This is a genomic window from Pseudomonas triticifolii, assembly GCF_014358015.1.
GTDB classification, from domain to species: Bacteria; Pseudomonadota; Gammaproteobacteria; order Pseudomonadales; family Pseudomonadaceae; genus Aquipseudomonas; species Aquipseudomonas triticifolii.
On the sequence record NZ_JACONV010000001.1, the window covers coordinates 918,931 to 944,633 of the forward strand.

Below are 25,703 nucleotides of genomic sequence, written 5' to 3' on the forward strand. Positions count from 1 at the left end.
CTGCGCACAGGAACGCTTTGCCACGCTGCATAAAAAAGGCGGTTTCCGAAAAAACCGCCTCTTTTTGCTGAAACCCTGAACCATCAAGACGGCCAAGGGCTTTTTCGCGTCACATCAGACCGGTGCTTGCGCCTCGGCCAGGAAGAACCAGGTTTCCAGTACCGAATCGGGGTTGAGCGATACACTCTCGATACCCTGATCCATCAGCCAGCGAGCCAGATCCGGGTGATCGGAAGGTCCCTGACCGCAGATGCCGATGTACTTGCCGGCCTTGTTACAGGCCTGGATGGCGTTGGACAGCAGCTTCTTGACCGCCGGGTTGCGCTCGTCGAACAGGTGCGCGATGACACCGGAATCGCGGTCCAGGCCCAGGGTCAACTGAGTCAGGTCGTTGGAGCCGATGGAGAAGCCGTCGAAATACTCGAGGAATTCTTCCGCCAGAATCGCGTTGGACGGCAATTCGCACATCATGATGATGCGCAGACCGTTTTCGCCACGCTTCAGGCCATTGGCCGCCAACAGGTCGATCACCTGGCTCGCCTCGCCCAGGGTGCGCACGAACGGCACCATGATCTCGACGTTGGTCAGGCCCATGTCTTCGCGTACACGCTTGAGCGCGCGGCACTCCAGCTCGAAGCAATCGCGGAAGTTTTCGCTGATGTAGCGCGACGCACCACGGAAGCCCAGCATCGGGTTTTCTTCTTCCGGCTCGTAGAGCTTGCCGCCGATCAGGTTGGCGTACTCGTTGGACTTGAAGTCCGACAAACGCACGATGACTTTCTTGGGCGTGAAGGCGGCGGCCAGGGTACTGATGCCCTCGACCAGCTTCTCGACGTAGAAACCCACCGGATCGTCATAACCGGCGATGCGTTTGTCGACGCTGTCCTTGATTTCAGGGGGCAGCAGCGAGTAGTTGAGCAGTGCCTTGGGGTGCACGCCGATCATGCGGTTGATGATGAACTCCAGACGCGCCAGGCCGACACCGGCATTGGGCAACTGGGCAAAATCAAAAGCGCGGTCTGGATTGCCGACGTTCATCATGATCTTGAACGGCAATTCAGGCATGGCATCGACCGAGTTGGTCTTGATATCGAAGCCCAATTCGCCTTCGAAGATGTAGCCGGTGTCGCCCTCGGCGCAGGAAACCGTCACGCCCTGGCCGTCCTGCAGCAACTGAGTGGCGTTGCCACAACCGACGACAGCCGGAATACCCAGCTCACGGGCGATGATCGCCGCGTGGCAGGTACGACCGCCACGGTTGGTAACGATGGCGCTCGCACGCTTCATGACCGGCTCCCAGTCCGGGTCGGTCATGTCGGAGACCAGCACATCACCGGCCTGGACCTTGTCCATCTCGGACACGTCCTTGATGATCCTCACCTTGCCGGCACCAATGCGCTGGCCGATGGCACGCCCTTCGACCAGCACCTTGCCGGTCTCCTTGAGCAGGTAGCGCTCCATGACGTTGGCCGAGGCACGGCTCTTCACGGTTTCAGGACGCGCCTGAACGATGTAGAGCTTGCCGTCATCACCATCCTTGGCCCATTCAATGTCCATCGGGCATTTGTAGTGTTTTTCGATGATCATCGCCTGCTTGGCCAGCTCGGACACTTCAGCATCGCTCAGGCAGAAACGCGCACGGTCGGCGGGCTCGACGTCGATCACCTTGACCGAACGACCGGCCTTGGCTTCGTCGCCGTAGATCATCTTGATGGCTTTGCTGCCCAGGTTGCGACGCAGTATCGCAGGACGGCCAGCCGCCAGGGTGTCCTTGTGTACGTAGAATTCGTCGGGGTTCACCGCACCCTGCACAACCGTTTCACCCAGGCCATAGGCACCGGTGATGAACACCACGTCGCGGAAGCCGGACTCTGTATCCAGAGTGAACATCACGCCTGCGGTACCGGTTTCGGAACGCACCATGCGCTGCACGCCTGCAGAAAGTGCTACCAGCTTGTGGTCGAAGCCCTGATGCACCCGGTAGGAAATGGCACGGTCGTTGAACAACGAGGCGAATACTTCCTTGGCCGCACGAATGACGTTTTCGACGCCGCGGATGTTCAGGAAGGTTTCCTGCTGGCCTGCGAAGGAGGCGTCAGGCAGGTCTTCGGCGGTGGCGGAAGAACGCACGGCAACGGCCAGATTCGGGTTGCCTGCCGACAGCGCGGCAAAGGCCGTGCGAATCTCTGCGTTGAGCTTCTCGGGGAACTCGGCTTCCATGATCCACTGACGAATCTGCGCGCCGGTGCGGGCCAGAGCGTTGACGTCGTCGACATCAAGCGCATCCAGGGCTGCGTGGATCTGATCGTTCAGGCCGCTGAGCTCAAGGAAATCACGGTAGGCCTGGGCCGTAGTCGCGAAGCCACCAGGTACTGAAACGCCAGCACCTGCGAGGTTGCTGATCATTTCGCCGAGGGATGCGTTCTTGCCTCCCACGTGCTCCACATCATGGACGCCGAGCTTATCGAGGGAAACTACGTACTCTACCAAGGTGATCTCTCCACTAACTGTGTTTGTTGTTGGGAAAAGCTCATTCACCCCAGCCACTGTCACGTGACCGCAGGCGTTTCGGGTCGGGCATAAGCCTGAACCTTCAAAATAGGTGAGAATGCAGACCCTCAGGGCCCGCAAGCGCGCCTATGATATCCAAGAATCGTCAACTGCTTAAGGCCAGGAACGCAAATGAAACGATCCGCTTTCTTCATCTCAGACGGGACCGGGATCACGGCCGAGACCCTAGGTCAAAGCCTGTTAGCGCAATTTGAAAACATCACGTTCAACAAGTTCACCAGGCCCTATATCGACAGCATCGAGAAAGCGCGGGCGATGGTACAACAAATCAACAACGCCGCGGAAAAGGACGATGTCCGGCCGATCATTTTCGACACCATCGTCAATCAGGACATTCGGGAGATCCTGGCCACCTCCAACGGCTTCATGATCGATATTTTCTCGACCTTTCTGGCCCCGCTGGAACAGGAGCTTAGTTCACACTCCTCGTATTCGGTGGGCAAATCGCACTCCATCGGTCACAACTCCAACTACATGGAGCGCATCGAGGCCGTCAATTTCGCGCTGGACAATGACGACGGTGCACGCACGCATTATTACGACAAGGCCGACATCATTCTGGTTGGCGTCTCACGCTGCGGAAAGACCCCGACCTGTCTGTACATGGCCATGCAGTTCGGCATCCGCGCAGCCAACTACCCGCTGACCGAAGACGACATGGAACGCCTGCAACTGCCCGCCGCGCTCAAGCAGCATCGCGAAAAGCTGTTCGGCCTGACCATCGACCCTGACCGCCTGACCGCCATTCGTCACGAACGCAAACCCAACAGCCGTTATTCAAGCTTTGCGCAGTGCGAATTCGAAGTGCGAGAGGTGGAGAGCCTGTTTCGTCGGGAGAACATCCCGAACATCAATTCAACCCACTTTTCGGTAGAAGAAATCTCCGCCAAGGTGCTGGTTGAGAAAGGGGTGGAGCGGCGGTTCAAGTAAGGGCCATTTCGCCGGATTGCCGAACAGCGCAAGCTAGCCTCATCCAAGCGCATAACTCATTGAATGAAAACGACTTATTGTGGGAGGCGGCTTGCCGGCGATGCTTTTTTTCTGAAGCAACACATCAGTGACTGAACTGACGCCATCGCCGGCAAGCCGCCTCCCACGAGTGGTGCGTTTCTTCATCGGGATCGGGGCCAAAGCTGAGCATTGGCACGATCAATCCGCATATTTTCATCTTTCAGATTGCGGCACCCGCACCCAGCCCTCCATCAGCACCCGGGCACTGCGACTCATGATGGCTTTGGTCACTTTCCACTCGCCATCCTGCTGATGCGCTTCAGCCCCCACTCGCAAGGTGCCGGACGGGTGACCGAACCGCACCGCAACACGCGTTTCGCCACCGGCCGCCAGATTGACCAGCGTGCCCGGAATAGCGGCGGCCGTGCCGATGGCAACTGCCGCCGTGCCCATCATGGCGTGGTGCAGCTTGCCCATGGACACGGCGCGCACCAGCAGATCAATGTCCTGCGCGGCAACCGCTTTGCCACTCGACGACACGTAGCCCGACGGCGGAGCGACAAAGGCAACCTTTGGCGTGTGCTGCCGACGTGCGGCTTCGTCTATATGACCGATCAGCCCCATACGCACGGCACCATGCGCTCGAATGGTCTCCAGCTTCGCCAACGCGTCGGGACTGCCGTTGATATCACCCTGCAGCTCGCTGCCGGTGTAACCGATATCGGCGGCATTGATGAAGATGGTCGGGATGCCTGCATTGATCATCGTCGCTTTCAGCGTACCGACACCTGGCACGTCCAGGTCATCGACCAGATGCCCCGTGGGGAACATCGAACCTGCGGCACCCTCTTCATCCGCTGCCGGATCGATAAACTCCAACTGAACCTCGGCGGCAGGAAAAGTGACGCCATCAAGCTCGAAATCACCGGTTTCCTGCACCGCACCCTTGCTTATAGGCACGTGAGCGATGATGGTCTTGCCAATATTGGCCTGCCAGATACGCACAGTAGCGATGCCGTCCTGTGGAATGCGGCTGGCATCGACCAGACCGCTGAGAATCGCGAACGAACCGACCGCTGCCGACAGGTTGCCGCAGTTGCCGCTCCAGTCCACGAAAGGCTTGTCGATGGACACCTGACCGAACAGGTAATCGACGTCGTGATCGGCCTTGCCGGAGCGCGACAGAATCACGGTCTTGCTGGTGCTGGACGTTGCCCCACCCATGCCATCAATCTGCTTTTCATAAGGATCGGGACTGCCGATCACACGCAGCAATAAAGCATCTCTGGCCGGACCCGGGACCTGCGCAGCTTCAGGCAGGTCAAGCAGGTTGAAAAACACACCCTTGCTCGTGCCCCCACGCATGTAGGTGGCGGGAATTCTGATTTGCGGTAAATGAGTCATGTCTGTTCCTGTCCCGGTCATTGATCGTTGCCATGCTCCGCGCTCATCGTTATATGAACGTCTCGCGGCAACCAGCGAGCTGTGGGAGGCGGTTTGCCGGCGATGCTTTTTCTGAAGCAACACACCAGTGACTGAACTGACGCCATCGCCGGCAAGCCGCCTCCCACGGGGTATGCATTCAGTCAGACGCTTTCATTTTGATCGCGCCCGCGTTCTGCGTGGGCACGATCAGTGCTGCTGTTTTCAAGACACAGTCGCTTCGAGGAAATCCTGGGCGAAACGCTGCAACACGCCACCCGCCTCGTAGATGGAGAGTTCTTCACCGGTGTCCAGACGGCACGTCACCGGCACCTCCAGGCGCTCACCGTTCTTGCGATTGATCACCAGGGTCAGGGTCGCGCGCGGGGTGCGCTGACCCACCACATCGTAGGTTTCGCTACCGTCAATGCCCAGTGTCAGACGGCTGGTGCCCGGCTTGAACTCCAGCGGCAATACACCCATGCCCACCAGATTGGTGCGGTGGATACGTTCGAAGCCTTCGGCGGCAATCGCCTCGACACCCGCCAACCGCACGCCCTTGGCCGCCCAGTCCCGGGATGAGCCCTGACCGTAATCGGCACCGGCGATAATGATCAACGGCTGCTTGCGCGCCATGTAGGTTTCGATGGCTTCCCACATGCGCATGACCTGCCCTTCTGGCTCGATGCGGGTCAGCGAACCCTTCTTGACCTTGCCCTCCACCACGGCCATTTCGTTGACCAGTTGCGGGTTGGCGAAGGTGGCTCGCTGAGCGGTCAGGTGATCGCCACGGTGGGTCGCGTAAGAGTTGAAGTCTTCCTCAGGCACGCCCATTTTCGCCAGATACTCGCCTGCGGCGCTGTCGAGCATGATCGCGTTGGAGGGCGACAGGTGATCAGTGGTGATGTTGTCCGGCAGCACCGCCAGCGCACGCATGCCCTTGAGCGTGCGCTCCCCGGCCAGCGCGCCTTCCCAGTAAGGCGGACGACGGATGTAGGTGCTCATGGCACGCCAGTCATACAGCGGCTCGACTTTCGGCCCGGTGTGCTCTTCGATGGCGAACATCGGGATATAGACCTGCCGGAACTGCTCCGGCTTGACCGACGCCTGCACCACGGCGTCGATCTCTTCATCCGCGGGCCAGATGTCCATCAGACGAATCGCCTTGCCATCGACAACGCCCAGCACGTCGTTTTCGATATCGAACCGGATCGTGCCCGCGATTGCGTAAGCGACCACCAGCGGCGGCGAGGCGAGAAACGCCTGTTTGGCGTACGGATGGATGCGTCCGTCGAAGTTGCGGTTACCGGACAACACCGCCGTGGCGTACAGGTCGCGGTCGATGATTTCCTGCTGGATGACGGGATCCAGCGCGCCAGACATGCCGTTGCAGGTCGTGCAGGCAAACGCCACCACGCCGAAACCCAACTGCTCAAGCTCAGTGGTCAGTCCGGCGGCATCCAGGTACAGCGCCACGGTTTTCGAGCCGGGCGCCAGTGACGACTTGACCCAAGGCTTGCGCGTCAGCCCCAGGCGATTCGCATTGCGCGCCAGCAAGCCTGCGGCAATCACGTTTCGCGGATTGCTGGTGTTGGTGCAACTGGTGATTGCCGCGATGATCACAGCGCCATCGGGCATCTGCCCCGGCACGTCGTCCCATTGCCCGGCGATGCCTCTGGCGGCGAGATCGGAGGTCGCGACACGCGCATGCGGGTTCGACGGACCGGCCATGTTGCGTACCACACTGGACAGGTCGAAGCTCAGCACCCGCTCGTATTCAACCTGTTGCAGGCTGTCCGACCACAACCCCGTGTGCCTGGCGTACAGCTCGACCAGCTTGACCTGCTCATCCTCACGCCCGGTCAGACGCAGGTAATCGATGGTTTGCGAGTCGATGGAGAACATCGCCGCCGTAGCGCCGTATTCCGGTGCCATGTTGGAAATCGTCGCCCGGTCGCCCAGGGTCAGGCTGGCTGCGCCTTCGCCATAGAACTCCAGGTACGCGCCCACCACTTTCTGCTGGCGCAGGTATTCGGTCAGGGCCAACACCACGTCGGTTGCCGTGATACCGGGCTGGCGGCGACCGGTCAGTTCGACACCGATGATGTCCGGTAGACGCATCCAGGACGCACGGCCAAGCATCACGTTTTCAGCCTCCAGGCCGCCGACGCCAATGGCGATCACACCCAGCGCATCGACGTGCGGGGTGTGACTGTCAGTGCCGACCAGCGTGTCAGGAAAGGCAACGCCGTCGAGCACCTGAACCACCGGCGACATTTTTTCCAGATTGATCTGGTGCATGATGCCGTTACCCGGCGGGATCACTTCGACGTTCTTGAACGCCTGCTTGGTCCAGTCGATGAAGTGGAAGCGGTCTTCGTTGCGACGGTCCTCGATGGCGCGGTTCTTCTCGAACGCCTGCGGATCGTTGCCTCCCCATTCCACCGCCAGCGAGTGATCAACGATCAGTTGTACCGGCACTACCGGGTTGACCAGCGCAGGATCACCCCCTTGAGAGGCAATGGCATCGCGCAAGCCTGCCAGATCAACCAGCGCGGTCTGGCCAAGGATGTCGTGACACACCACACGCGCCGGAAACCACGGGAAATCCAGGTCGCGGCGGCGCTCGATCAGTTGGGTCAGCGATGCGTTCAGGGTCGCCGGATCGCAACGACGCACCAGGTTTTCAGCCAGTACGCGTGAGGTATAGGGCAAGGTGGCGTAAGCGCCAGGCTTGATGGATTCGATGGCCGCGTGGGCATCGAAATAGTCCAGCCGGGTACCGGGAAGCGGTTTGCGAAATTCACTGTTCATTGCGGGCTCGGTTCATTGCTGGCGACATCAGGAGGGTTTCGAAAAGCGGGCGGGAAGCTCATAGGCGGCTCCCCTGCCCGTCTGGCTCAGCGGCTCGGGATGGGCACAAAGCTGCGCTGCGCGACGCCTGTGTACTCGGCGCTCGGACGAATGATGCGATTGTTGCTGCGCTGCTCGAACACATGGGCTGCCCAGCCAGTCAGGCGCGAGCAGACGAAGATCGGCGTGAACAGCTTGGTCGGAATGCCCATGAAATGGTAAGCCGAGGCGTGGTAGAAGTCGGCGTTGGGGAACAGCTTCTTCTGCTCCCACATGACTTTGTCGATGGCCTCGGACACCGGGAACAGCACGGTATCACCCACCTCATCGGCGAGTTTTTTCGACCAGCCTTTAATCACCTCGTTACGCGGATCTGACTCTTTGTAAATCGCGTGCCCGAAGCCCATGATCTTTTCCTTGCGCTCCAGCATGCCCAGCGTGCCTTGGGTCGCCTCTTCGGCCGAGCCGAAGCGCTGAATCATGTCCATTGCCGCTTCGTTGGCCCCGCCGTGCAGCGGACCACGCAATGTCCCGATGGCTGCCGTGACGCAGGAATACAAGTCCGACAGGGTTGAAGCGCAGACCCGTGCGGTAAAGGTCGAGGCATTGAATTCGTGTTCGGCGTACAGGATCAGCGACACATCCATGACCTTGCGGTGCAGCTCACTGGGCGTCTTGTCCAGCAACAGGTGCAGGAAGTGCCCGCCGATGGAGTCTTCGTCAGTCACACAGTCGATGCGCTTGCCTTCGTGGCTGAAGCGATACCAGTAGCACATGATCGCCGGAAAGGCCGCGAGCAGGCGGTCCGTCGAGTCGCGCTGCTGCTCGAAGCTGCGCTCCGGCTCAAGGGTGCCCAGCATCGACGCGCCAGTGCGCATCACGTCCATCGGGTGAGTGTCGGCCGGAATGCGTTCAAGCACTTCCTTCAACGCCTGCGGCAGTTCGCGCAACGCTTTGAGGCGCTGCAGATAAGCGGTCAGTTGGGTCTGGGTCGGCAGCTCGCCATAGAGCAGCAGGTAGGCGACTTCTTCGAAGCGCGCTTCGGCAGCCAGCTCGCGCACGTCGTAGCCACGATATGTCAGGCCAGCGCCTGCCATGCCGACGGTGGACAGGGCTGTCTGTCCGGCAACCTGACCCCGCAGACCTGCGCCGCTCAATACTTTTGCTTCAGCCATTGCATTCTCCAGTTCTTGAAATTGTCGGGAATTGGCGATTCTTGATACCGATTCGGCTAACCCCTCTTCTGCGCAAACAGCGCATCGAGCTTCTGCTCGAAGGTGTGGTAGTCGATGGCGTCGTACAGCTCCATGCGGGTCTGCATGGTGTCGATCACGTGTTGCTGGGTACCGTCGCGGCGGATCGCGCCGTAGACGTTTTCCGCCGCCTTGTTCATGGCGCGGAATGCCGATAAAGGATAGAGCACCAGCGAGACGTCAGACTCGCGCAGCTGGTCGACGGTAAACAGAGGTGTGGCACCGAACTCGGTGATGTTGGCCAGAATCGGCACACCGGCGCGATTGGCGAACTGCTTGTACATGGCCAGTTCGGTGATCGCTTCAGGGAAGATCATGTCCGCACCCGCTTCGATGCAGGCTGCCGCACGTTCCAGTGCCGACTCCAGCCCTTCGACCGCCAGCGCGTCGGTACGCGCCATGATCACGAAGCTGTCATCGGTGCGCGCATCGACAGCCGCCTTGATGCGGTCGACCATTTCCTGCTGCGACACGATTTCTTTGTTCGGACGATGCCCGCAACGCTTGGCGCCAACCTGGTCTTCAATGTGAATCGCGGCCGCTCCGGCCTTGATCATCGAGCGCACAGTGCGCGCCACATTGAACGCAGACGACCCAAACCCGGTGTCGACATCGACCAGCAAGGGCAGATCACAGACGTCGGTGATGCGCCGCACGTCGATCAAGACATCCTCAAGCCCGGTGATGCCCAGGTCCGGAATACCCAGCGACCCTGCGGCCACACCGCCGCCGGACAGATAAATAGCCTTGAACCCGGCTCGCTTGGCCAGCAAGGCGTGATTGGCATTGATTGCGCCGACCACCTGCAATGGCTGTTCGCTGGCGACGGCGTCACGAAAACGCTGTCCGGGAGTTGTGGTGTCGCGACTCATGGTTCACCTCGTTCGGTAGCCGCCTGGTAATGGCGCTCGATATTGCGTCTGGACGCACCGATATGACGGCGCATCAATAATTCAGCCAGCTCGCCGTCGCGCTCGGCGATCGCGTCGAGAATCCGATGGTGTTCGGCAAAGGCCTGGCGGGGTCGGTTGGGTGTGGTGGAAAACTGGATGCGGTACATGCGCACCAGTTGGTACAGCTCGCCGCAGAGCATCTGACTGAGCGTGCGATTGCCGCTGCCCTGAATGATGCGGTAATGAAAGTCGAAATCGCCTTCCTGCTGGTAATAGCCGACACCCGCCTGAAACGCGGCGTCGCGCTCGTGGGTATCCAGCACCTGGCGCAGCTCGTCGATCTGCTCGGTGGTCATGCGTTCGGCTGCCAGTCGGCAGGCCATGCCTTCAAGGGATTCGCGGATTTCGTACAGCTCGATCATCTCGGCGTGGCTCAGCGAAACGACACGAGCGCCCACATGAGGGATGCGAACCACGAGCCGCTGCCCTTCGAGACGATGAATCGCTTCACGCAACGGCCCACGGCTGATGCCATAAGTGCGGGCCAGTTCGGGCTCGGAGATTTTGCTGCCGGGAGCGATCTCGCCTTTAACGATGGCGGCCTGAATACGTCGAAAGACGTGCTCGGAAAGGGTTTCAGAGTCGTCTGTCAATTTCGTGACTTCTTCAAGCGCACCCAGCATTGTCGACACCTCGCTGTTCAATACAGCCAAATCTAGACATTGGCGCTAGATCAGTCAAAGAAAAACACACAATTGTCGACAATCGTCTAATACACCGTTTTATTTCGCCCACCCCGGCAATGACTGAATGCCGCCGTAAAACTGGCAGCCTCAAGGCTTCATGCTAGAATGCGCGCCACATTTGCACAGCGCTGCCCGGTCCCGGCTCACAGCCTGCAACCCCCGACTTCCCATCAATCAGGCCCGTCCCGTTTGCGCCCTGACCCTGAAGTTTTTCGCTCATCGCGCCAGGATTTATGAGACTCGATACCTTCACTACACTGCTCTGCCTTTTGCTTTTGCCCACTTTTTGCGTTGCGGCCAACAAGACCGTTTATGGCCTCAACGAGTACGCGCGGCTAACCGACATCGACCTGGAAGTCGCGGCCAAGCTCGACACCGGCGCCAAAACGGCCTCGTTGAGCGCCCGTGAGATCAAGCATTTCAAGCGCAATGGCGAAAGCTGGGTGCGCTTCTACCTGGCCATCGACGACAGCCACGCCCACCCCATCGAAAGGCCTCTGGCGCGGGTCAGCAAGATCAAGCGCCGCGCTGATGACCGCGATCCGGATGACGAGAAAAAATACACGGCCCGCCCGGTGATCAGCCTGACGGTCTGCATGGGTGAAGTTTTACGCACCATAGAAGTGAACTTGACCGACCGAAGTGCTTTCCAATATCCGCTTTTGATTGGCTCCGAAGCCTTGAAACGCTTTGATGCGCTGGTCGATCCAAGTCTTAAATATGCGGCAGGGAAGCCTGGCTGCGCTTCCGTCGCTCAAAACGCAGAGTAAATACATGCGCTCTCTCACGCTCCACCTGAAGATCCTGATCACTGTCCTGGTGACCCTGGGCATTGCGATCACGGCCTATCAGATTCTGGCGCTCGGCATCCCGGTGACCGAAGACGAAACCGACGACCTGTGGAACATCGACGCCAAGGTGGAATTTGTCGCCAACCCGAAAGACTCGGTCAAGATCCAGATGTTCGTGCCGCCTCTGGCGCATGATTACATCAGCCTCAATGAAAGCTTTATCTCCAACAATTACGGGGTCAGCGTCAACCGTGGCGACGGCAACCGCCGTGTGACCTGGTCGACCCGCCGCGCGACCGGCAACCAGACGCTGTATTACCGCCTGGTTCTGACCAAGCGCTACAGCGGCGAAAAACCCAAGGTCAAAGGCCCGATCTTCCGCGACAGCCTGCCTGTGGAAGGCCCTGAAAAAATCGCTGCAGAAGCCTTGCTGGCGCCGATTCGCCAGCACTCGGCGGATGTCGAGACGTTCATCACCGAGGCCATCAAACGCGTCAATAACCTGAACGATGACAACGTCAAGCTGCTGCTGGCGGGCGACACGTCGGCCAGCAAGAAAGCCCAGGTCACCGAACTGCTGCTGTCCATCGCCCACGTTCCTATGGAAAAAGCCCACACCATCCGCCTGGAAGCCGACCAACCGCAGACGCCCGAACTGTGGCTGCGCAGCTTCAATGGCAAGGAGTGGCTGTACTTCAACCCGGACACTGGTGAAGCCGGCTTGCCGGACGACCGCCTGCTGTGGTGGACCGGAGATGAAAACCTCGTCACCGTCGAAGGCGGCAAGAAGGTGCAGGTCACCTTCAGCCTGAACAACAGTGAAATGAATGCCATGCGTCTGGCCAAACTGACCGACGCCAGCACCGATTCGGACTTCCTCGCCTACTCCCTGTACGGCCTGCCGCTGCAGACCCAACAGACCTTCATGATCATGGTCATGATCCCGATTGGCGTGCTGGTCATCCTGATTCTGCGTAACCTGATCGGCCTGCAGACGCTGGGCACATTCACGCCGGTGCTGATTGCCCTCGCCTTCCGTGAAACCCAGCTGGGTTTCGGCATCGCGCTGTTTACCGTCATCACGGCACTGGGACTGTCGCTGCGCTCCTATCTGGAACATTTGAAACTGCAGATGCTGCCGCGCCTGTCAGTGGTGCTGACCTTCGTGGTGGTATTGATCGCCGCCATCAGCCTGTTCAGCCACAAGCTGGGGCTTGAGCGTGGCCTGTCGGTGGCGCTGTTCCCGATGGTGATCCTGACCATGACCATCGAACGCCTGTCCATCACCTGGGAAGAGCGCGGCGCGAGCCATGCGATGAAGGTCGCCATCGGCACGCTGTTCGCGGCCTCGCTGGCGCACCTGATCATGAGCGTGCCGGAACTGACTTACTTCGTGTTTACCTTCCCGGCCGTATTGCTGGTGCTGGTCGGCTTCATGCTGGCGATGGGCAGATACCGTGGCTATCGCCTGACCGAACTGATGCGCTTCAAGGCGTTCCTTAAAGAGGATCAGGCCAAGTGATCGGCTGGTGGAAGACCTGGAAGGCGCTGGAAGCCCGCGGCATCATGGGCATCAACCGGCGCAATGCCGATTACGTGCTCAAGTACAACAAGCGCAGCCTGTACCCGATCGTAGATGACAAGATCATCACCAAGGAACGCGCCATTCAGGCAGGCATTCATGTGCCTGAAATGTATGGCGTGATTTCGACCGAAAAAGAAATCGACCAGCTTGATGAAATCATCGGCGGGCGCAGCGATTTTGTGATCAAGCCTGCCCAGGGTGCAGGCGGAGACGGCATTCTGGTGATCGCCGACCGTTTCGAGGATCGTTATCGAACCGTGTCGGGGCGCATCATCAGCCATTCGGAAATCGAACATCAGGTTTCCAGCATTCTCACCGGTCTGTATTCGCTGGGCGGACACCGCGACCGGGCACTGATCGAATACCGTGTCACACCTGACCCGATCTTCAAAAGCATCAGCTATGAAGGCGTGCCCGACATTCGCATCATCGTGCTGATGGGTTATCCGGTCATGGCCATGCTGCGCCTGCCCACTCGCCAGTCAGGCGGCAAGGCCAATCTGCATCAGGGCGCTATCGGCGTCGGTGTGGACCTGGCCACCGGCATCACCCTGCAGGGCACCTGGCTTAATAGCATTATCAGCAAGCACCCCGACACCACCAACTCGGTGGACGGAGTGCAACTGCCTAACTGGGATGGCTTCATGAAGCTGTCGGCCGAATGCTACGAGCTGTGCGGACTGGGCTACATCGGCGTCGACATGGTGCTCGATCAGGACAAAGGCCCTCTGATCCTGGAGCTCAATGCCCGCCCCGGCCTGAACATCCAGATCGCCAACGACAGCGGCCTCACGCATCGCACCCAGGCGGTGGAGGCTCGCATCGAACAACTGACGCAGGAAGGCAGGCAGGAAACGCCGCAGGAACGCGTCGAGTTCGTGCAGGCGCTGTTTGGCCACGTGCCCAGCGTCTGAAGCGCTGTGGCACTGCCCAATCCCGACATGCCTCTAGGAGGCGACCGGCCTTAGGACTACAATCCCCGGCCGCGCTTTGATACTGACGTCACGACATGCCGACCTGCTCGCTACACCCTCTGCCCTACAGTGCCGACCCGAGCGTGTATTTTTCACGGATTCGCCGGGCTCCGGGCGCGGTACTGCTCGACAGTGGCCGACCGGTGGCCCAACGAGGCCGCTTTGACCTGCTCAGCGCCTGGCCACGTCAGAACCTTGCAGTCGAGACCAAAGAAACCGGCAACGCCTTCATCCATCGTCTGCGCACAAGCTTGACGTCGCTGGGCACCGCCAGCCTGCCGGAAGGCTGTGCGCTGCCCTTCGCGGGCGGCCTGATCGGTTACCTGAGCTACGATTTCGGCCGGCGACTGGAACCGCTGCCCAACCAGGCCATTGACGACCTGCACCTGCCCGATGCGCGTCTGGGGCTCTATGACTGGGCCTTGATCAGTGACCATCAGGCGCAGACCAGTCAGTTGATCTTTCACCCGACCCTGGCAGAAGCCGAGCGCACCCGACTGATCGAGCTGTTCACTGACAGCCCCGCAGCATCTGCCTCGCCGTTCTCGCTGCAACAACCTTTTGCGGCGAGCATCAGCGCCAGCGATTACCGAAACGCCTTCGAGCGCATCCAGCAGTACATCCAGGCAGGCGACTGCTATCAGGTCAATCTTACCCAGCGGTTTCAGGCACCTTGCGCGGGCGATCCCTGGCACGCCTATCAGGCGCTTCGTGCGGCCTGCCCGACGCCGTTTGCAGGCTTCATGGCGCTGTCCGGCGATGACGCCATCCTGAGTCTGTCGCCCGAACGTTTCGTCAAGGTCAGCGACCGACAGGTCGAAACCCGTCCGATCAAGGGCACGCGCCCACGTGGCACCGACCCGATACAGGATGAGGAACTGGCCGGGCAACTGCTTGGCAGTGAAAAGGATCGTGCCGAGAATCTGATGATCGTCGATCTGCTGCGCAATGACCTCGGCCGCAGTTGCAGGATCGGTTCGGTAAAGGTCCCGGAACTGTTCAGTCTGGAAAGCTACCCCAACGTGCATCACCTGGTCAGCAGTGTGACGGGCGAACTGGCGGCCGACCATGATGCACTGGACCTGATTGCGGGCAGCTTCCCCGGTGGCTCGATTACCGGCGCGCCGAAGATCCGTGCGATGCAGATCATCGATGAACTGGAGCCCACCCGACGCAGCCTCTACTGCGGCTCGTTGATGTATCTGGACGTGCGGGGGCAAATGGACAGCTCCATCGCCATCCGCAGCGTGCTGGTCAAGGATGGACACGTATCGTGCTGGGGCGGCGGCGGCATCGTCGCAGATTCCGATTGCGACGCGGAATATCAGGAGACCTTCACCAAGGTGCGCGTGCTGCTTGAGACCTTGAATGCGCTGACCTGATCGTGCCCAACGGACTGTGGGAGGCGGCTTGCCGGCGATGCTTTTCCTGAAGCGACCTATCAGTGACTGAGCTGCCGCCATCGCCGGCAAGCCGCCTCCCACAAGGTACGCATTCAGTCAGATACGTTCAGAGCGCCAACTCCCGATTCGATGCCGTGATGAATGCCTTCTTCAGGTCTTCAAACGTGTGCACCGCCGGAAATTGCGGGAACTCGCGGATCACGTTTTCAGGCGCATGGAACAGGATGCCAGCGTCAGCCTCGCCCAGCATGGTGGTGTCATTATAGGAGTCGCCTGCGGCGATGATGCGGTAATACAGGCTCTTGAAAGCCAGCACCGATTGACGTTTGGGGTCTTTCTGGCGCAATTGATAGCTGACGACCCGGTCTGTCTCATCAGTGATCAGGCGATGGCAAAGCAGGGTCGGAAAGCCCAACTGGCGCATCAAGGGCTGGGAGAACTCGTAGAAGGTGTCCGACAGAATCACCACCTGAAAACGCTCGCGCAGCCAGTTGACGAATTCCACCGCGCCGTCCAGCGGCTTGAGGGTAGCGATCACTGCCTGGATGTCCGACAACTTCAGGCCATGCTCATCGAGAATGCGCAGGCGCTGCTTCATCAGCACGTCGTAGTCGGGAATGTCCCGCGTGGTGGCGCGCAGCGCTTCGATACCGGTTTTCTCGGCAAAGGCAATCCAGATTTCCGGGACCAGCACACCTTCCAGATCGAGACAGGCAATTTCCACAGGACACTCCTCAAGGACACTTCACGATAACGGGAAGCGGCACTCTAGCCGCTCGTACCACACGACGCAACGCGCCGTCCGTGCGTGCGCAACGGCCACGTGACGATGGATTTTGTTACCATTACGGCCATCACGAGCGCTTAAGCGCCAACCTTTACCCAGGAAGCCGCCTGATGAGCCACCCCTTCGACGTCGCCGCGCTGGCGACGACTTATGCAAACAAATCCGCGCAGGACATTCTGAAACTGGCCTTCGAGCATTTTGGTGACGAGCTGTGGATTTCCTTCAGCGGCGCCGAGGATGTGGTGCTGGTGGACATGGCCTGGAAGCTGAACAAGAACGTTAAGGTGTTCAGCCTCGATACGGGTCGCCTGCACCCTGAGACCTACCGATTCATCGAGCAAGTGCGCGAGCATTACAAGATCGACATCGAGATCATGTCGCCGGATCAGAGCAAGCTCGAACCTTTCGTCAAGGAAAAAGGGCTGTTCAGCTTCTACCGTGACGGCCATGGCGAATGCTGTGGTGTGCGCAAGATCGAGCCACTGCGTCGCAAGCTCTCCAGCGTCAAGGCATGGGCTACCGGTCAGCGACGTGACCAGAGCCCGGGCACACGCAGCGCCGTGGCGGCGATGGAAATCGACACCGCCTTCTCGACCCCCGAGCGCACGTTGTACAAGTTCAACCCGTTGGCACAAATGAGCAGCGAAGAAATCTGGGGCTATATCCGCATGCTGGAGCTGCCTTACAACAGTCTGCACGAGCGTGGCTTCATCAGCATTGGCTGCGAACCCTGCACGCGTCCTGTCTTGCCGAACCAGCACGAGCGTGAAGGTCGGTGGTGGTGGGAAGAAGCCACTCAGAAAGAGTGCGGCCTGCACGCTGGCAACCTGATCGCCAAGGTGTAGGCATCACGCTCACGTCATTGCGGGCACCTCTTGCCCGCAATGACGCTGTTTCAGCGACACCCGATCAATGAACGGGCAGTTCGACGTTGGCGAATAGCTCTTCCATCTCTTGTTTGTTATGGCAGGTGATCGCCTTGGCCATGACTTCGCGCGTCAGGTGCGGGGCGAATTTCTCGATGAAGTCGCACATGAAGCCACGCAGGAACGTGCCGCGACGGAACGCAATCTTGGTGACGCTGGACTCGAACAGATCGCTGGCATCCAGAATCACCAGATCGCTGTCCAGCTCCTCGTTAACCGCCATCCTGGCGACGATACCAACACCCAGATTCAACCGCACGTACGTCTTGATCACGTCGGCATCTGCCGCTGTGAACACGACTTTGGGCACCAGACCACGATGGCTGAAGGCTTCGTCCAGCTTGGAGCGACCGGTGAAACCGAATACGTAGGTCACGATCGGGTATTCGGCCAGCAACTCCAGGGTCAATTTCGGCACTTTGGTCAGCGGGTGGCCCTGAGGCACTACGACACATCGGTTCCAGCGATAGCACGGCATCATCACCAAGTCACTGAACTGCTCGAGCGCTTCAGTGGCGATGGCAAAATCCACGGTACCGTCAGCCGCCATTTCGGCGATCTGGGTCGGTGACCCTTGATGCATGTGCAAGGCAACGTCCGGGTACTGCTTGATGAAATTGCTGATGACAGGCGGGAGAGCATAGCGCGCCTGAGTGTGAGTGGTCGCAATCGACAGTGTGCCCTTCTTCTCGTTGGAGAATTCCTGAGCGATCTGTTTGATGCTTTCGACCTTGCGCAAAATCTCACCTGCCGTGGTGATAATGCGCTCGCCTGCCGGCGTGACACGCGTCAAGTGCTTGCCGCTGCGCGCAAACACCTCGACCCCCAGTTCGTCCTCAAGCAGGCGAATCTGCTTGCTGATGCCGGGCTGTGACGTGTAAAGACTCTGTGCCGTCGCGGAAACGTTGAGGTCGTGGTGCGCCACTTCCCAAATGTAGCGCAGTTGTTGGAGCTTCATATGTATCCCTCAAAGCAGATAAACCCTAGGGGCATCAGCGACGGTATATAACTGGATTAATGGTCAGGCGAATAAAGCTAGAACTTTTTATCACCTTTGCAGGGCGATGGCACGCTCGATTTCACTTAAACCGCCAATTAAACCTTCTTGAACCTTCGCTCTACCCTCGCCCTCTGTTCTGCATCATGGGCACCATGTAAACCGGTACTGCGCAAAGCCGTAAAATCCTGGCAGCCGTACGGCCTACCGACGCGCCCTCTTCCGCCCAGCGGCTGTGGCTGCCCACAACAAGCAAATCCACTTCCAGTTTTTGCGCCTGCTCAAGGATCATGCTGGACGGCTCTCCCTGAACAACGCGCACTGTGCGAATAAGAGACAGGTCTTTGTGACCTTCACCCAGTTCTTCACGAAACCCATCGAGCATCCGTTGCTCAATTCCATCCATGAACGCACTCACACCCTTGCTGTGCAGTTCCCTTAACGCATCCTCGCCCAGATAGCTCTGCAGCACCGATTCGGCGAACAGCCCCATGGGTTCTACGACATGGACAACGTTAAGTTCAGCATTGAACGTTCGGGCCAGCGCCAGCGCATGCTGTGTCACATAAGGCGCATACAGACCAAGGTCTGTGGCATACAGCATCGAACGAACCATACAACCTCCCGAACAGCCAGAATGGCGGAGATTGATAGAGCTTAGCAGTGCGCCAAAGTCTACGACGCCTGTAAACCGGCGCTCTGTCCGCTCGCGACTCAATCGGGCTGGCGATTGCCTCGATCAATAAAGGTCAGCGCTTGATACAGCATGCGTACACGTGGCATATCGAAACCGGCGGCGAGCGCGGCGGCCAGTGGCCTGGCATAGATGGCTTCCAGCTCCAGCGGCCGCTTCTCGACGTGATCGTGGTACATGCTGGGCTTGTAGTCAGGCATGGTCTCGGTCACGGAGAACAGCCTGGAGGCAAAGCCCGCCGGCAAGGCGTAACCGCACGCCTGAGCGCCGTCCACCACCTCGTCCATCAGCGCCCGCACCAGCTCGCGACTGGCCGGATCGCTCATCAACCCGGAAGTGCCTGCGCGCAGTAGCACCGATAAGCCGTTATACGGCACGTTCCACACCAGCTTCTGCCAGCGCGCCTGCTGCAGGTCGGCCATTGCGTGCGCCTCGACCCCGGACTCACTGAACAATGCCGCGCAGGCATCGACAATGGCCAGGCGGCTGGCCTGGTCGGTCGAAGGGCCACTGTGATAGCCCACGCTCACCGCGCCGAATGCCTGATGTGTAACGACACCTGGTGCCGCGCGATGAACGCAGATGAAACACAGACCGCCCAACACATGCAGACTGTCGGGAATCACGGCCCGCAGTTGATCCTCGACCGCCAGACCGTTCTGCAACAGCACAACCCTGGCCCCCTCGGCTGCGACCTGAGTGATGATCGGCCCCAGGTCCGCATTACCGGTGCTCTTGGTTCCCACCAGCAGCCAGTCACAGGCCGGCATGTCGGCTGCCGAGTTATAGGCGTGTACAGGGCGCAATTGCAGATCGCCATGAACGGCGCTGTCGACGTGCAGGCCGTCGCGCACCACCGCTTCAAACTCGCTGCGCAGCAGAAAATGCACATCCATTCCTGCCCGCGCCAGCATCAAACCGTAAAAACCACCGATGGCGCCGGTGCCGATGATCCCGATCCGGGGACGTTTCGTCTCATTGCTCATACTGTTTTCTCTTGCTGACTGTGTGTTTCAGGGCAATTCGTCGGGGGAACGATGCATGGCCTCGTCCAGCGCTGTCGAAAGCCCCTCAAGGGTCAGTGGCGCACGAAGCGGGCCTTGAAACATGCCGTCGCGCACCACGAACAGCGCTGGCAGATGAAAGACCTCATAGCGCTGCACAGCGCCGCCGTTATCCTGAGCATCGACCCAGCACAGCCGGTCGACAGCCAAGGCCATGGCGGGCAATTGCTGCCTGGCCCAGCGACAGGCGGAACAGCCTGCGCTGGTAAAGATCACCAGCGACGTTCCCGCAAGCTCGAGTAATTGATGATCGATGTCGAAGTCACTCAGTTGCAGTTGATTCAACGAAATAGCCCTCACCTCTGGCCGTACACTATCGGTTGCAGCGCCAGTGGTTGCAAATGACAGATGCACAGACGTCTTAAAGTCGCGGCAAAGCGGCGCAAACCCGTGCTTTACCCATTGTCGAACAACGCGATAACGCGCTAAGGTTCCGCTCCCCGCTGCGCTCAAACCTGCTGGGCACCGCCGCACCGGGAACCGCAGGCGGCCAGTACCCGCGACCTGATGAGTAACACGATGGCTGATTTACCGATTGACGACCTCAACGTTGCATCCAACGAGACTCTGATCACGCCGGATCAGCTCAAGCGCGAAATCCCCCTGACCGACGCTGCCCTGCATACCGTCAGCCAGGGTCGTGAAGTGATCCGCAACATTCTCGACGGCAATGACCACCGCCTGTTCATTGTGATCGGGCCTTGCTCGATCCATGACCTCAAAGCGGCCAAGGAATACGCCGAGCGCCTCAAGACGCTGGCGGCAGAAGTGTCGGACACCCTGTATCTGGTCATGCGCGTCTACTTCGAAAAGCCGCGCACCACGGTGGGCTGGAAAGGCCTGATCAACGATCCGTACCTGGATGACTCGTTCAAGATCCAGGACGGCCTGCACATCGGTCGCCAGTTGCTGCTGGACCTGGCTGAAATGGGCCTGCCGACCGCAACCGAAGCGCTGGACCCGATTTCCCCGCAGTATCTGCAGGATCTGATCAGCTGGTCGGCCATTGGCGCGCGCACCACCGAATCCCAGACCCACCGCGAAATGGCCTCCGGTCTGTCCTCCGCGGTAGGTTTCAAGAACGGCACAGACGGTGGCCTGACGGTCGCCATCAATGCGTTGCAATCGGTTTCCAGCCCGCATCGCTTTCTGGGGATCAACCAAGAAGGCGGCGTGTCCATCGTCACCACCAAGGGCAATGCCTATGGCCACGTGGTGCTGCGTGGCGGCAATGGCAAGCCCAATTACGACTCGGTGAGCGTCGCGCTCTGTGAGCAGGCCCTGAACAAGGCCGGTATCCGGCCCAACATCATGGTCGACTGCAGCCACGCCAACTCTAACAAGGACCCTGCCCTGCAACCGCTGGTCATGGAAAACGTCGCCAACCAGATTCTGGAAGGCAACGAGTCGATCATTGGCCTGATGGTCGAAAGCCACTTGAACTGGGGTTGTCAGGCAATTCCCAAGGACCTGTCGGAATTGCAGTACGGCGTATCCATCACCGATGCCTGCATCGACTGGGAAAGCACCGAAAAAACCCTGCGCGGCATGCACGCCAAGCTCAAGGACGTACTGCCAGCGCGTAAGCGCACGTAAACTTCCGGCAGACACGAAAACGCCGAGCAATTGCTCGGCGTTTTTCATGGTCTTGCGTGCAAGGATGATCGCAGGTGGAGCAGATCAGATCTTCGCGGCCTGCCGGTGATGACGCTCCATATAACGCTCTACATAGGAGCAGGACGCGATCACGGTGTAGCCCAGGCTGTCGGCGTAGTTGAGTGCCTCCTCGGTCAGCGCAGCCGCAATCCCCCTGCCGCGCAATGCATCCGGCACGAAAGTCCGATAGAAATCCAGCGTCTGCTTACCCAGGTCCATATAGGTCAGGTAGGCACGATGGCCGTCGATATTGATTTCGAACTGATGGCCGGTCTGATCATGGTGGATGGACAACGCCTCGCTCATCGCTACTCCTTGCGGGTCTTGGAATTTGACCCCTACCTTACCGATCTTTTTCCGGCGAAGGAACATCTACGCCACCCTGTGCCTGTTTTGACACCGAGCAGAGCCTGGCCGATCTCAACAAAGAGCACCTGTAAATAGTAGGCGTCATTGCCGAATATGCTCAAGCGTGATGCTTATAAAAAAGCACGAAACAACCACCGTACTGACAACGCCTCACCTGAAACGGCCAGCACGCCCTGTGCAAGCGTGAACGCAACAGCACTCGCGATATACAACGCGCACTACGGCAAACGCAATGATGGCAAGGTACATCGGGCACACGATGGCCGATATGAAGCCACATTGCACGACCCACTTGCCGTTGCGCCTGATTGCCATCGAGCCTCTGCGACAGTTACCACGGCGGCACTCGGCAGTCACAGCAAGGTGGATAGTTTTCACACAGACTGCATGAGAAGTAACGCGGAACACTTTCAAAGCCAAGAAATTTATGCGCTTCTTGCGCTTCGTCAGTTTACTTACTACAAACAATGGGTACTATGTACGCCGGTCATTTTCTCACTTTCGAGAGATGACTAAATTGAAATAAGTCCTTGAAGGGGAACACGATGAACAACGTTCTGAAATTCTCTGCTCTGGCTCTGGCAGCAGTTCTGGCCACCGGTTGCAGCAGCGTATCCAAAGAAACCGAAGCTCGTCTGACAGCTACCGAAGACGCAGCTGCTCGTTCGCAAGCACGTGCCGACGAAGCCTACCGCAAGGCTGACGAAGCACTGGCTGCAGCTCAAAAAGCTCAGCAAACTGCTGACGAAGCCAACGAGCGCGCTCTGCGCATGTTGGACAAGGCTAGCCGCAAGTAATAGTCCCCTCGGGATTGTTGAAAAGCCGACCCGGAAACGGGTCGGCTTTTTTATTGGCTGATGACCAGGATCATCCCGACGCTGCGAGAGATGATTCCCGATAGACGGGAATGCATCTCGACACCGCCAGCGCTGTCATCGCTGATCACTGAAAAATAACCGGCGCCTCAGCCGCCGCAGCAGAAGCCGCCCCCGGCACCGCGATTTCCACCGGCATGCCGTCTTCGGCCGCAACCACGTCACGCACCAGGTCCCAGTTCATGCGCAGGTTGCTGGACAGATCCTCGCGCTTGAGCAGCGCGTTGATGACTGCAGTGTGCTTGTCCACCACAGACGGGTTGCCCAGATCGTCCACTGGCGTGTGCGCTTCCAGATACACCTTGCCGCCGCTCAGACCGAACTTGTAGGGCTCGCTGATAATGCGCACGGTGGTGCCGACCGGGGCCATTTCCGCCAGCTCCAGCACGTTGTTGTTGTACATGCGGAAGCAGCCGTGGCTAGTGCGCATGCCAATGCCGAACTTCTTGTTCGAACCGTGGATCAGGTAGCCGGACATCCCCAGGCCGAACTTGAAAGGCCCCAGAGGATTGTCAGGGCCGGCAGGGACGACGTTGGGCAGTGGATCGCCATCGGCTGCGTGTTCAGCCTTGATCGACGCAGGCGGCGTCCAGGTCGGATTCGGCGTCTTGGCCGTTACCTTGGTCACGCCGATGGGCGAGCCCCAGCCTTCACGCCCGACACCCAAGGGATAGGTATGCACCACGTTCTGCCCTTTCGGGTAGTAGTACATGCGGTATTCGGCCAGGTTGATGACGATCCCTTCACGCGGACCCGGTGGCAGGATGAAGCGGGTTGGCAGCACGATGTCCTTGCCGGCGCCCGGCAACCAGGGATCTACGCCGGGGTTGGCCGCAATCATTTCCAGATAACCCAGATCGTATCGGGTGCCGAGGTCAGCAAAGGTATCTTCGTATTTGGCCTTGATCACCTGAACCTGGCCGACGATGTCCTCGCCGGGTGGCGGCAATGGAAACTCCAGTGCATGAACAGAGCTCGCCGCGCAGAGAGCAGCAAGTGACAGACAGCGGGTAACGGCTGGAATGCGCGACAACATCCGGAAAGATCCTTCGGGTAACAGCGATATGGGAAAGATTTGAAGTGTACACCTGCGCCCGGTGAATCGGGGAGATCTACACCGTTGCATGCAGCGCTGACAGTTACAGTTCAGGCCAGATCGGGTTCATGCCTCGCCGCTGGGCATCGAGAATTGCCTTGCACAGCGGGCAAAGCCGTTCATCGCGCAGCGCATCCAGTTCAACAGCGCGCAGATGCGGCTGTGCAGGCAGCAAGGTGCCGCACAACGTGCGATCAATCGAGCCACCCAGCTCCAGTTGACGAGCAATCAGATGCACCCGCACTTCCTGGCACGCGAACAGATCGAGCTGCTCGTCGGGCTCAAGCATTTGATAGGCATATAGGGACCAGGCGGGACGCGGCATGGGGGGCTCCAGATAGGGGGGCGCCACATTAGCCGAAAGCTCTCGCCTGGAAAAGCCTCAAAGCAGCGGTTTCAGGGTCGGCCAGACATTTTCCAGCAATTTCCCCTGAGCCGCCGCCGCAGGATGAAGACCATCGGCCTGCATCAACTCGGGCACCCCGCCAATCCCTTCCAGGAAGAATGGCACAAACGGGACCTTTTTCTCCTCGGCCAAGCGATCCTTGGGCACTCGACTAAGACCATCGTTTACGACAACTACGGTTCTGATGTTCCCGTAAAGGCCCTCGCAGAGGTCATCAAGCTCCTGCTAGTCGCCGGTGACAAAAAAGTAAGAAGATTCCTGCCAGTTCTGTCGGTAACGATGTGGGATGGCTGATTGATACCCTCTAGAGTTTCTCTCTGACTCTCAAAGAGGTCTTTAGATGACGCGCAGTGAAAACGAGGCAATCGCCAAGGCCATGGCTCAAGACGCCTACAGGCAAGGGCTTGCAAGGTATGATGATCCCGAAGACGTCTTAAAGGGGATCGGTGAACTGCTCTATGAGCGTGCTGTGGCTCTTGACGTCTTCGGTTCGGCTCTGGATGAACACCACTTCACGCAATGCTTCCAAGGTGAGCTTGAGAGACTCTCTGATAAATGACTCTAAGCGGCTGTATGGCTAGCGCGCGTCCCTTTACACTCTGTTTGAACCTGTATGAGTGCTGGACTGTGAGGGTCCTTTGCGCGTGCCTGTGTGCGCCTCTGGATGAGGGCCTTGCAGCCTGTCACAACGATGGGCCAACGCTGTAACAAACCGCTTTACAGGCCCTTTGAGGTGCCCTTAGGATCGCCCTTCCTGACCTCTTCAGGGATCGCAGTTAGAGCAACGGTTTGAGCATCGGCCACACATTCTCAAGCAAGGTCGGCTGAGCTTCAGCGTTCGGGTGAATACCATCGCCTTGAACCATGGAAGCCACGCCGCCTACACCTTCCAGCATGAAGGGCACCAGTGGGACATTGGTCTCTTGGGCAACTTTTGGGTACACCTCAGCGAATGCTGTCGTGTAACGAACACCGTAGTTAGGCGGAATTCTCATCCCCAAAAGCAGCACCTTCGCGCCAGCTTCCTGAGACAGCCGAACCATGCTCGTAAGGTTTTGTTGCAATTGCGCAGGCTGCTGTCCGCGCAAGCCGTCGTTGCCCCCCAATTCGAGAATAACCAGCTCCGGTTTATGCTCTGCAAGCAGCGCAGGCAGCCGCGCCTGACCTCCTGCACTGGTGTCACCGCTGATGGAAGCATTGATCACCTTATCGTCGAAACCCTGCGCCTTGAGGCGCTGCTCAAGCAGGCTGACCCATCCCACGCGGGTATCCAGCCCGAAAGCCGCGCTGATACTATCCCCAACAATCAAAACCGTGCCCGCCACTGCCCCCTGTGACAGCAGCAGCAACCCCAGGCCAGCACTTAAAAACCACGCACGCATCGGATTCTC

25 protein-coding genes and 1 pseudogene are annotated in these 25,703 nt (G+C 59.1%); 10 read left to right on the top strand and 16 right to left on the bottom strand.

Features of this window, described 5'->3' with window-relative positions:
• Positions 1-114: 114 nt before the first annotated feature.
• A complete protein-coding gene (gene ppsA, locus H8S56_RS03985) occupies positions 115-2,490 on the bottom strand; it encodes a phosphoenolpyruvate synthase (protein WP_024688570.1) in 2,376 nt (791 codons plus the stop codon).
• Positions 2,491-2,682: 192 nt separating this feature from the next.
• On the opposite strand from ppsA, the gene ppsR reads away from it, so the two are divergent.
• Positions 2,683-3,501: a posphoenolpyruvate synthetase regulatory kinase/phosphorylase PpsR gene (gene ppsR / locus H8S56_RS03990; RefSeq protein WP_024688571.1), complete on the top strand. Its 819-nt coding sequence runs from the start codon at positions 2,683-2,685 to the stop codon at positions 3,499-3,501.
• Between the two features lie 234 nt (positions 3,502-3,735).
• Here the strand turns inward: ppsR and prpF are convergent, their stop codons facing one another.
• From prpF to H8S56_RS04015, 5 genes are all read right to left on the bottom strand, one after another.
• Positions 3,736-4,926 carry a 2-methylaconitate cis-trans isomerase PrpF gene (gene prpF, locus H8S56_RS03995; RefSeq protein WP_187517922.1) on the bottom strand — a complete coding sequence of 397 codons (1,191 nt, stop codon included), beginning with the start codon at positions 4,924-4,926 and terminating at the stop codon, positions 3,736-3,738.
• A 243-nt stretch (positions 4,927-5,169) separates the two neighbouring features.
• Positions 5,170-7,758 carry a Fe/S-dependent 2-methylisocitrate dehydratase AcnD gene (gene acnD / locus H8S56_RS04000; RefSeq protein ID WP_187517923.1) on the bottom strand — a complete coding sequence of 863 codons (2,589 nt, stop codon included), beginning with the start codon at positions 7,756-7,758 and terminating at the stop codon, positions 5,170-5,172.
• A gap of 86 nt (positions 7,759-7,844) precedes the next feature.
• Positions 7,845-8,972, bottom strand: coding sequence for a bifunctional 2-methylcitrate synthase/citrate synthase (gene prpC / locus H8S56_RS04005; RefSeq protein ID WP_187517924.1), 1,128 nt, complete (start codon positions 8,970-8,972; stop codon positions 7,845-7,847).
• A 56-nt stretch (positions 8,973-9,028) separates the two neighbouring features.
• Positions 9,029-9,922 carry a methylisocitrate lyase gene (gene prpB / locus H8S56_RS04010; protein WP_024685462.1) on the bottom strand — a complete coding sequence of 298 codons (894 nt, stop codon included), beginning with the start codon at positions 9,920-9,922 and terminating at the stop codon, positions 9,029-9,031.
• On the bottom strand, positions 9,919-10,626 hold the full coding sequence (locus H8S56_RS04015; protein WP_024685463.1) for a GntR family transcriptional regulator: 708 nt from the start codon (positions 10,624-10,626) through the stop codon (positions 9,919-9,921). The genes prpB and H8S56_RS04015 overlap by 4 nt, the downstream gene beginning before the upstream one ends.
• Positions 10,627-10,922: 296 nt before the next feature.
• On the opposite strand from H8S56_RS04015, the gene rloA reads away from it, so the two are divergent.
• From rloA to pabB, 4 genes are all read left to right on the top strand, one after another.
• Positions 10,923-11,459, top strand: coding sequence for a retropepsin-like aspartic peptidase RloA (gene rloA / locus H8S56_RS04020; protein WP_024685464.1), 537 nt, complete (start codon positions 10,923-10,925; stop codon positions 11,457-11,459).
• A gap of 4 nt (positions 11,460-11,463) precedes the next feature.
• Positions 11,464-13,002: an osmotic stress tolerance membrane protein RloB gene (gene rloB / locus H8S56_RS04025; RefSeq protein ID WP_024685465.1), complete on the top strand. Its 1,539-nt coding sequence runs from the start codon at positions 11,464-11,466 to the stop codon at positions 13,000-13,002.
• Positions 13,002-13,979, top strand: coding sequence for an alpha-L-glutamate ligase-like protein (locus tag H8S56_RS04030; protein ID WP_187518009.1), 978 nt, complete (start codon positions 13,002-13,004; stop codon positions 13,977-13,979). The genes rloB and H8S56_RS04030 overlap by 1 nt, the downstream gene beginning before the upstream one ends.
• A 95-nt stretch (positions 13,980-14,074) precedes the next feature.
• Entirely contained in the window at positions 14,075-15,421 is a 1,347-nt protein-coding gene (gene pabB, locus H8S56_RS04035; protein WP_187517925.1) for an aminodeoxychorismate synthase component I, read from the top strand.
• A gap of 127 nt (positions 15,422-15,548) precedes the next feature.
• On the opposite strand, the gene thrH is transcribed toward pabB, so the two are convergent.
• Positions 15,549-16,166, bottom strand: a complete 618-nt coding sequence (thrH, locus tag H8S56_RS04040; protein WP_187517926.1) for a bifunctional phosphoserine phosphatase/homoserine phosphotransferase ThrH — start codon at positions 16,164-16,166, stop codon at positions 15,549-15,551.
• A 173-nt stretch (positions 16,167-16,339) separates the two neighbouring features.
• Here thrH and H8S56_RS04045 point away from each other — a divergent pair, with 173 nt between their 5' ends.
• Positions 16,340-17,074 (top strand): phosphoadenylyl-sulfate reductase, encoded by a 735-nt coding sequence (locus H8S56_RS04045; protein ID WP_187517927.1) that lies wholly within the window; start codon positions 16,340-16,342, stop codon positions 17,072-17,074.
• A gap of 64 nt (positions 17,075-17,138) precedes the next feature.
• On the opposite strand, the gene cysB is transcribed toward H8S56_RS04045, so the two are convergent.
• From cysB to H8S56_RS04065, 4 genes are all read right to left on the bottom strand, one after another.
• A complete protein-coding gene (gene cysB, locus H8S56_RS04050; RefSeq protein ID WP_187517928.1) occupies positions 17,139-18,113 on the bottom strand; it encodes an HTH-type transcriptional regulator CysB in 975 nt (324 codons plus the stop codon).
• Positions 18,114-18,273: 160 nt separating this feature from the next.
• The gene (locus H8S56_RS04055; protein WP_187517929.1) at positions 18,274-18,768 is read right to left on the bottom strand and encodes a universal stress protein; all 495 of its coding nucleotides are present in this window, start codon (positions 18,766-18,768) and stop codon (positions 18,274-18,276) included.
• Between the two features lie 98 nt (positions 18,769-18,866).
• Positions 18,867-19,832: a putative 2-dehydropantoate 2-reductase gene (locus H8S56_RS04060; RefSeq protein ID WP_187517930.1), complete on the bottom strand. Its 966-nt coding sequence runs from the start codon at positions 19,830-19,832 to the stop codon at positions 18,867-18,869.
• Positions 19,833-19,859: 27 nt separating this feature from the next.
• A complete protein-coding gene (locus H8S56_RS04065; protein ID WP_187517931.1) occupies positions 19,860-20,195 on the bottom strand; it encodes a YbbN family protein in 336 nt (111 codons plus the stop codon).
• A 234-nt stretch (positions 20,196-20,429) separates the two neighbouring features.
• Between H8S56_RS04065 and H8S56_RS04070 the strand changes: the two genes are divergently transcribed.
• The gene (locus H8S56_RS04070; RefSeq protein ID WP_024687880.1) at positions 20,430-21,506 is read left to right on the top strand and encodes a 3-deoxy-7-phosphoheptulonate synthase; all 1,077 of its coding nucleotides are present in this window, start codon (positions 20,430-20,432) and stop codon (positions 21,504-21,506) included.
• 84 nt (positions 21,507-21,590) lie between these two features.
• Here H8S56_RS04070 and H8S56_RS04075 read toward each other — a convergent pair whose 3' ends face one another.
• Positions 21,591-21,872, bottom strand: coding sequence for a GNAT family N-acetyltransferase (locus H8S56_RS04075; protein WP_024687879.1), 282 nt, complete (start codon positions 21,870-21,872; stop codon positions 21,591-21,593).
• A 156-nt stretch (positions 21,873-22,028) separates the two neighbouring features.
• Between H8S56_RS04075 and H8S56_RS04080 the strand changes: the two genes are divergently transcribed.
• Together H8S56_RS04080 and oprI are read left to right on the top strand one after the other, a co-directional pair.
• On the top strand, positions 22,029-22,451 hold the full coding sequence (locus H8S56_RS04080) for a hypothetical protein (protein WP_187517932.1): 423 nt from the start codon (positions 22,029-22,031) through the stop codon (positions 22,449-22,451).
• Positions 22,452-22,480: 29 nt separating this feature from the next.
• Positions 22,481-22,732: an outer membrane lipoprotei OprI gene (gene oprI / locus H8S56_RS04085; protein WP_002553018.1), complete on the top strand. Its 252-nt coding sequence runs from the start codon at positions 22,481-22,483 to the stop codon at positions 22,730-22,732.
• A 145-nt stretch (positions 22,733-22,877) separates the two neighbouring features.
• On the opposite strand, the gene H8S56_RS04090 is transcribed toward oprI, so the two are convergent.
• From H8S56_RS04090 to H8S56_RS04100, 3 genes and pseudogenes are all read right to left on the bottom strand, one after another.
• Positions 22,878-23,846, bottom strand: coding sequence for a L,D-transpeptidase family protein (locus H8S56_RS04090; RefSeq protein WP_024687878.1), 969 nt, complete (start codon positions 23,844-23,846; stop codon positions 22,878-22,880).
• A gap of 103 nt (positions 23,847-23,949) precedes the next feature.
• On the bottom strand, positions 23,950-24,231 hold the full coding sequence (locus H8S56_RS04095; RefSeq protein ID WP_024687877.1) for a hypothetical protein: 282 nt from the start codon (positions 24,229-24,231) through the stop codon (positions 23,950-23,952).
• A gap of 57 nt (positions 24,232-24,288) precedes the next feature.
• Positions 24,289-24,423, bottom strand: a pseudogene (locus H8S56_RS04100) (arylesterase); the annotation flags it as partial.
• 229 nt (positions 24,424-24,652) lie between these two features.
• On the opposite strand from H8S56_RS04100, the gene H8S56_RS04105 reads away from it, so the two are divergent.
• On the top strand, positions 24,653-24,871 hold the full coding sequence (locus tag H8S56_RS04105) for a hypothetical protein (RefSeq protein ID WP_024695845.1): 219 nt from the start codon (positions 24,653-24,655) through the stop codon (positions 24,869-24,871).
• Between the two features lie 217 nt (positions 24,872-25,088).
• On the opposite strand, the gene H8S56_RS04110 is transcribed toward H8S56_RS04105, so the two are convergent.
• Positions 25,089-25,694, bottom strand: coding sequence for an arylesterase (locus H8S56_RS04110; protein ID WP_187517933.1), 606 nt, complete (start codon positions 25,692-25,694; stop codon positions 25,089-25,091).
• Positions 25,695-25,703: the final 9 nt, after the last annotated feature.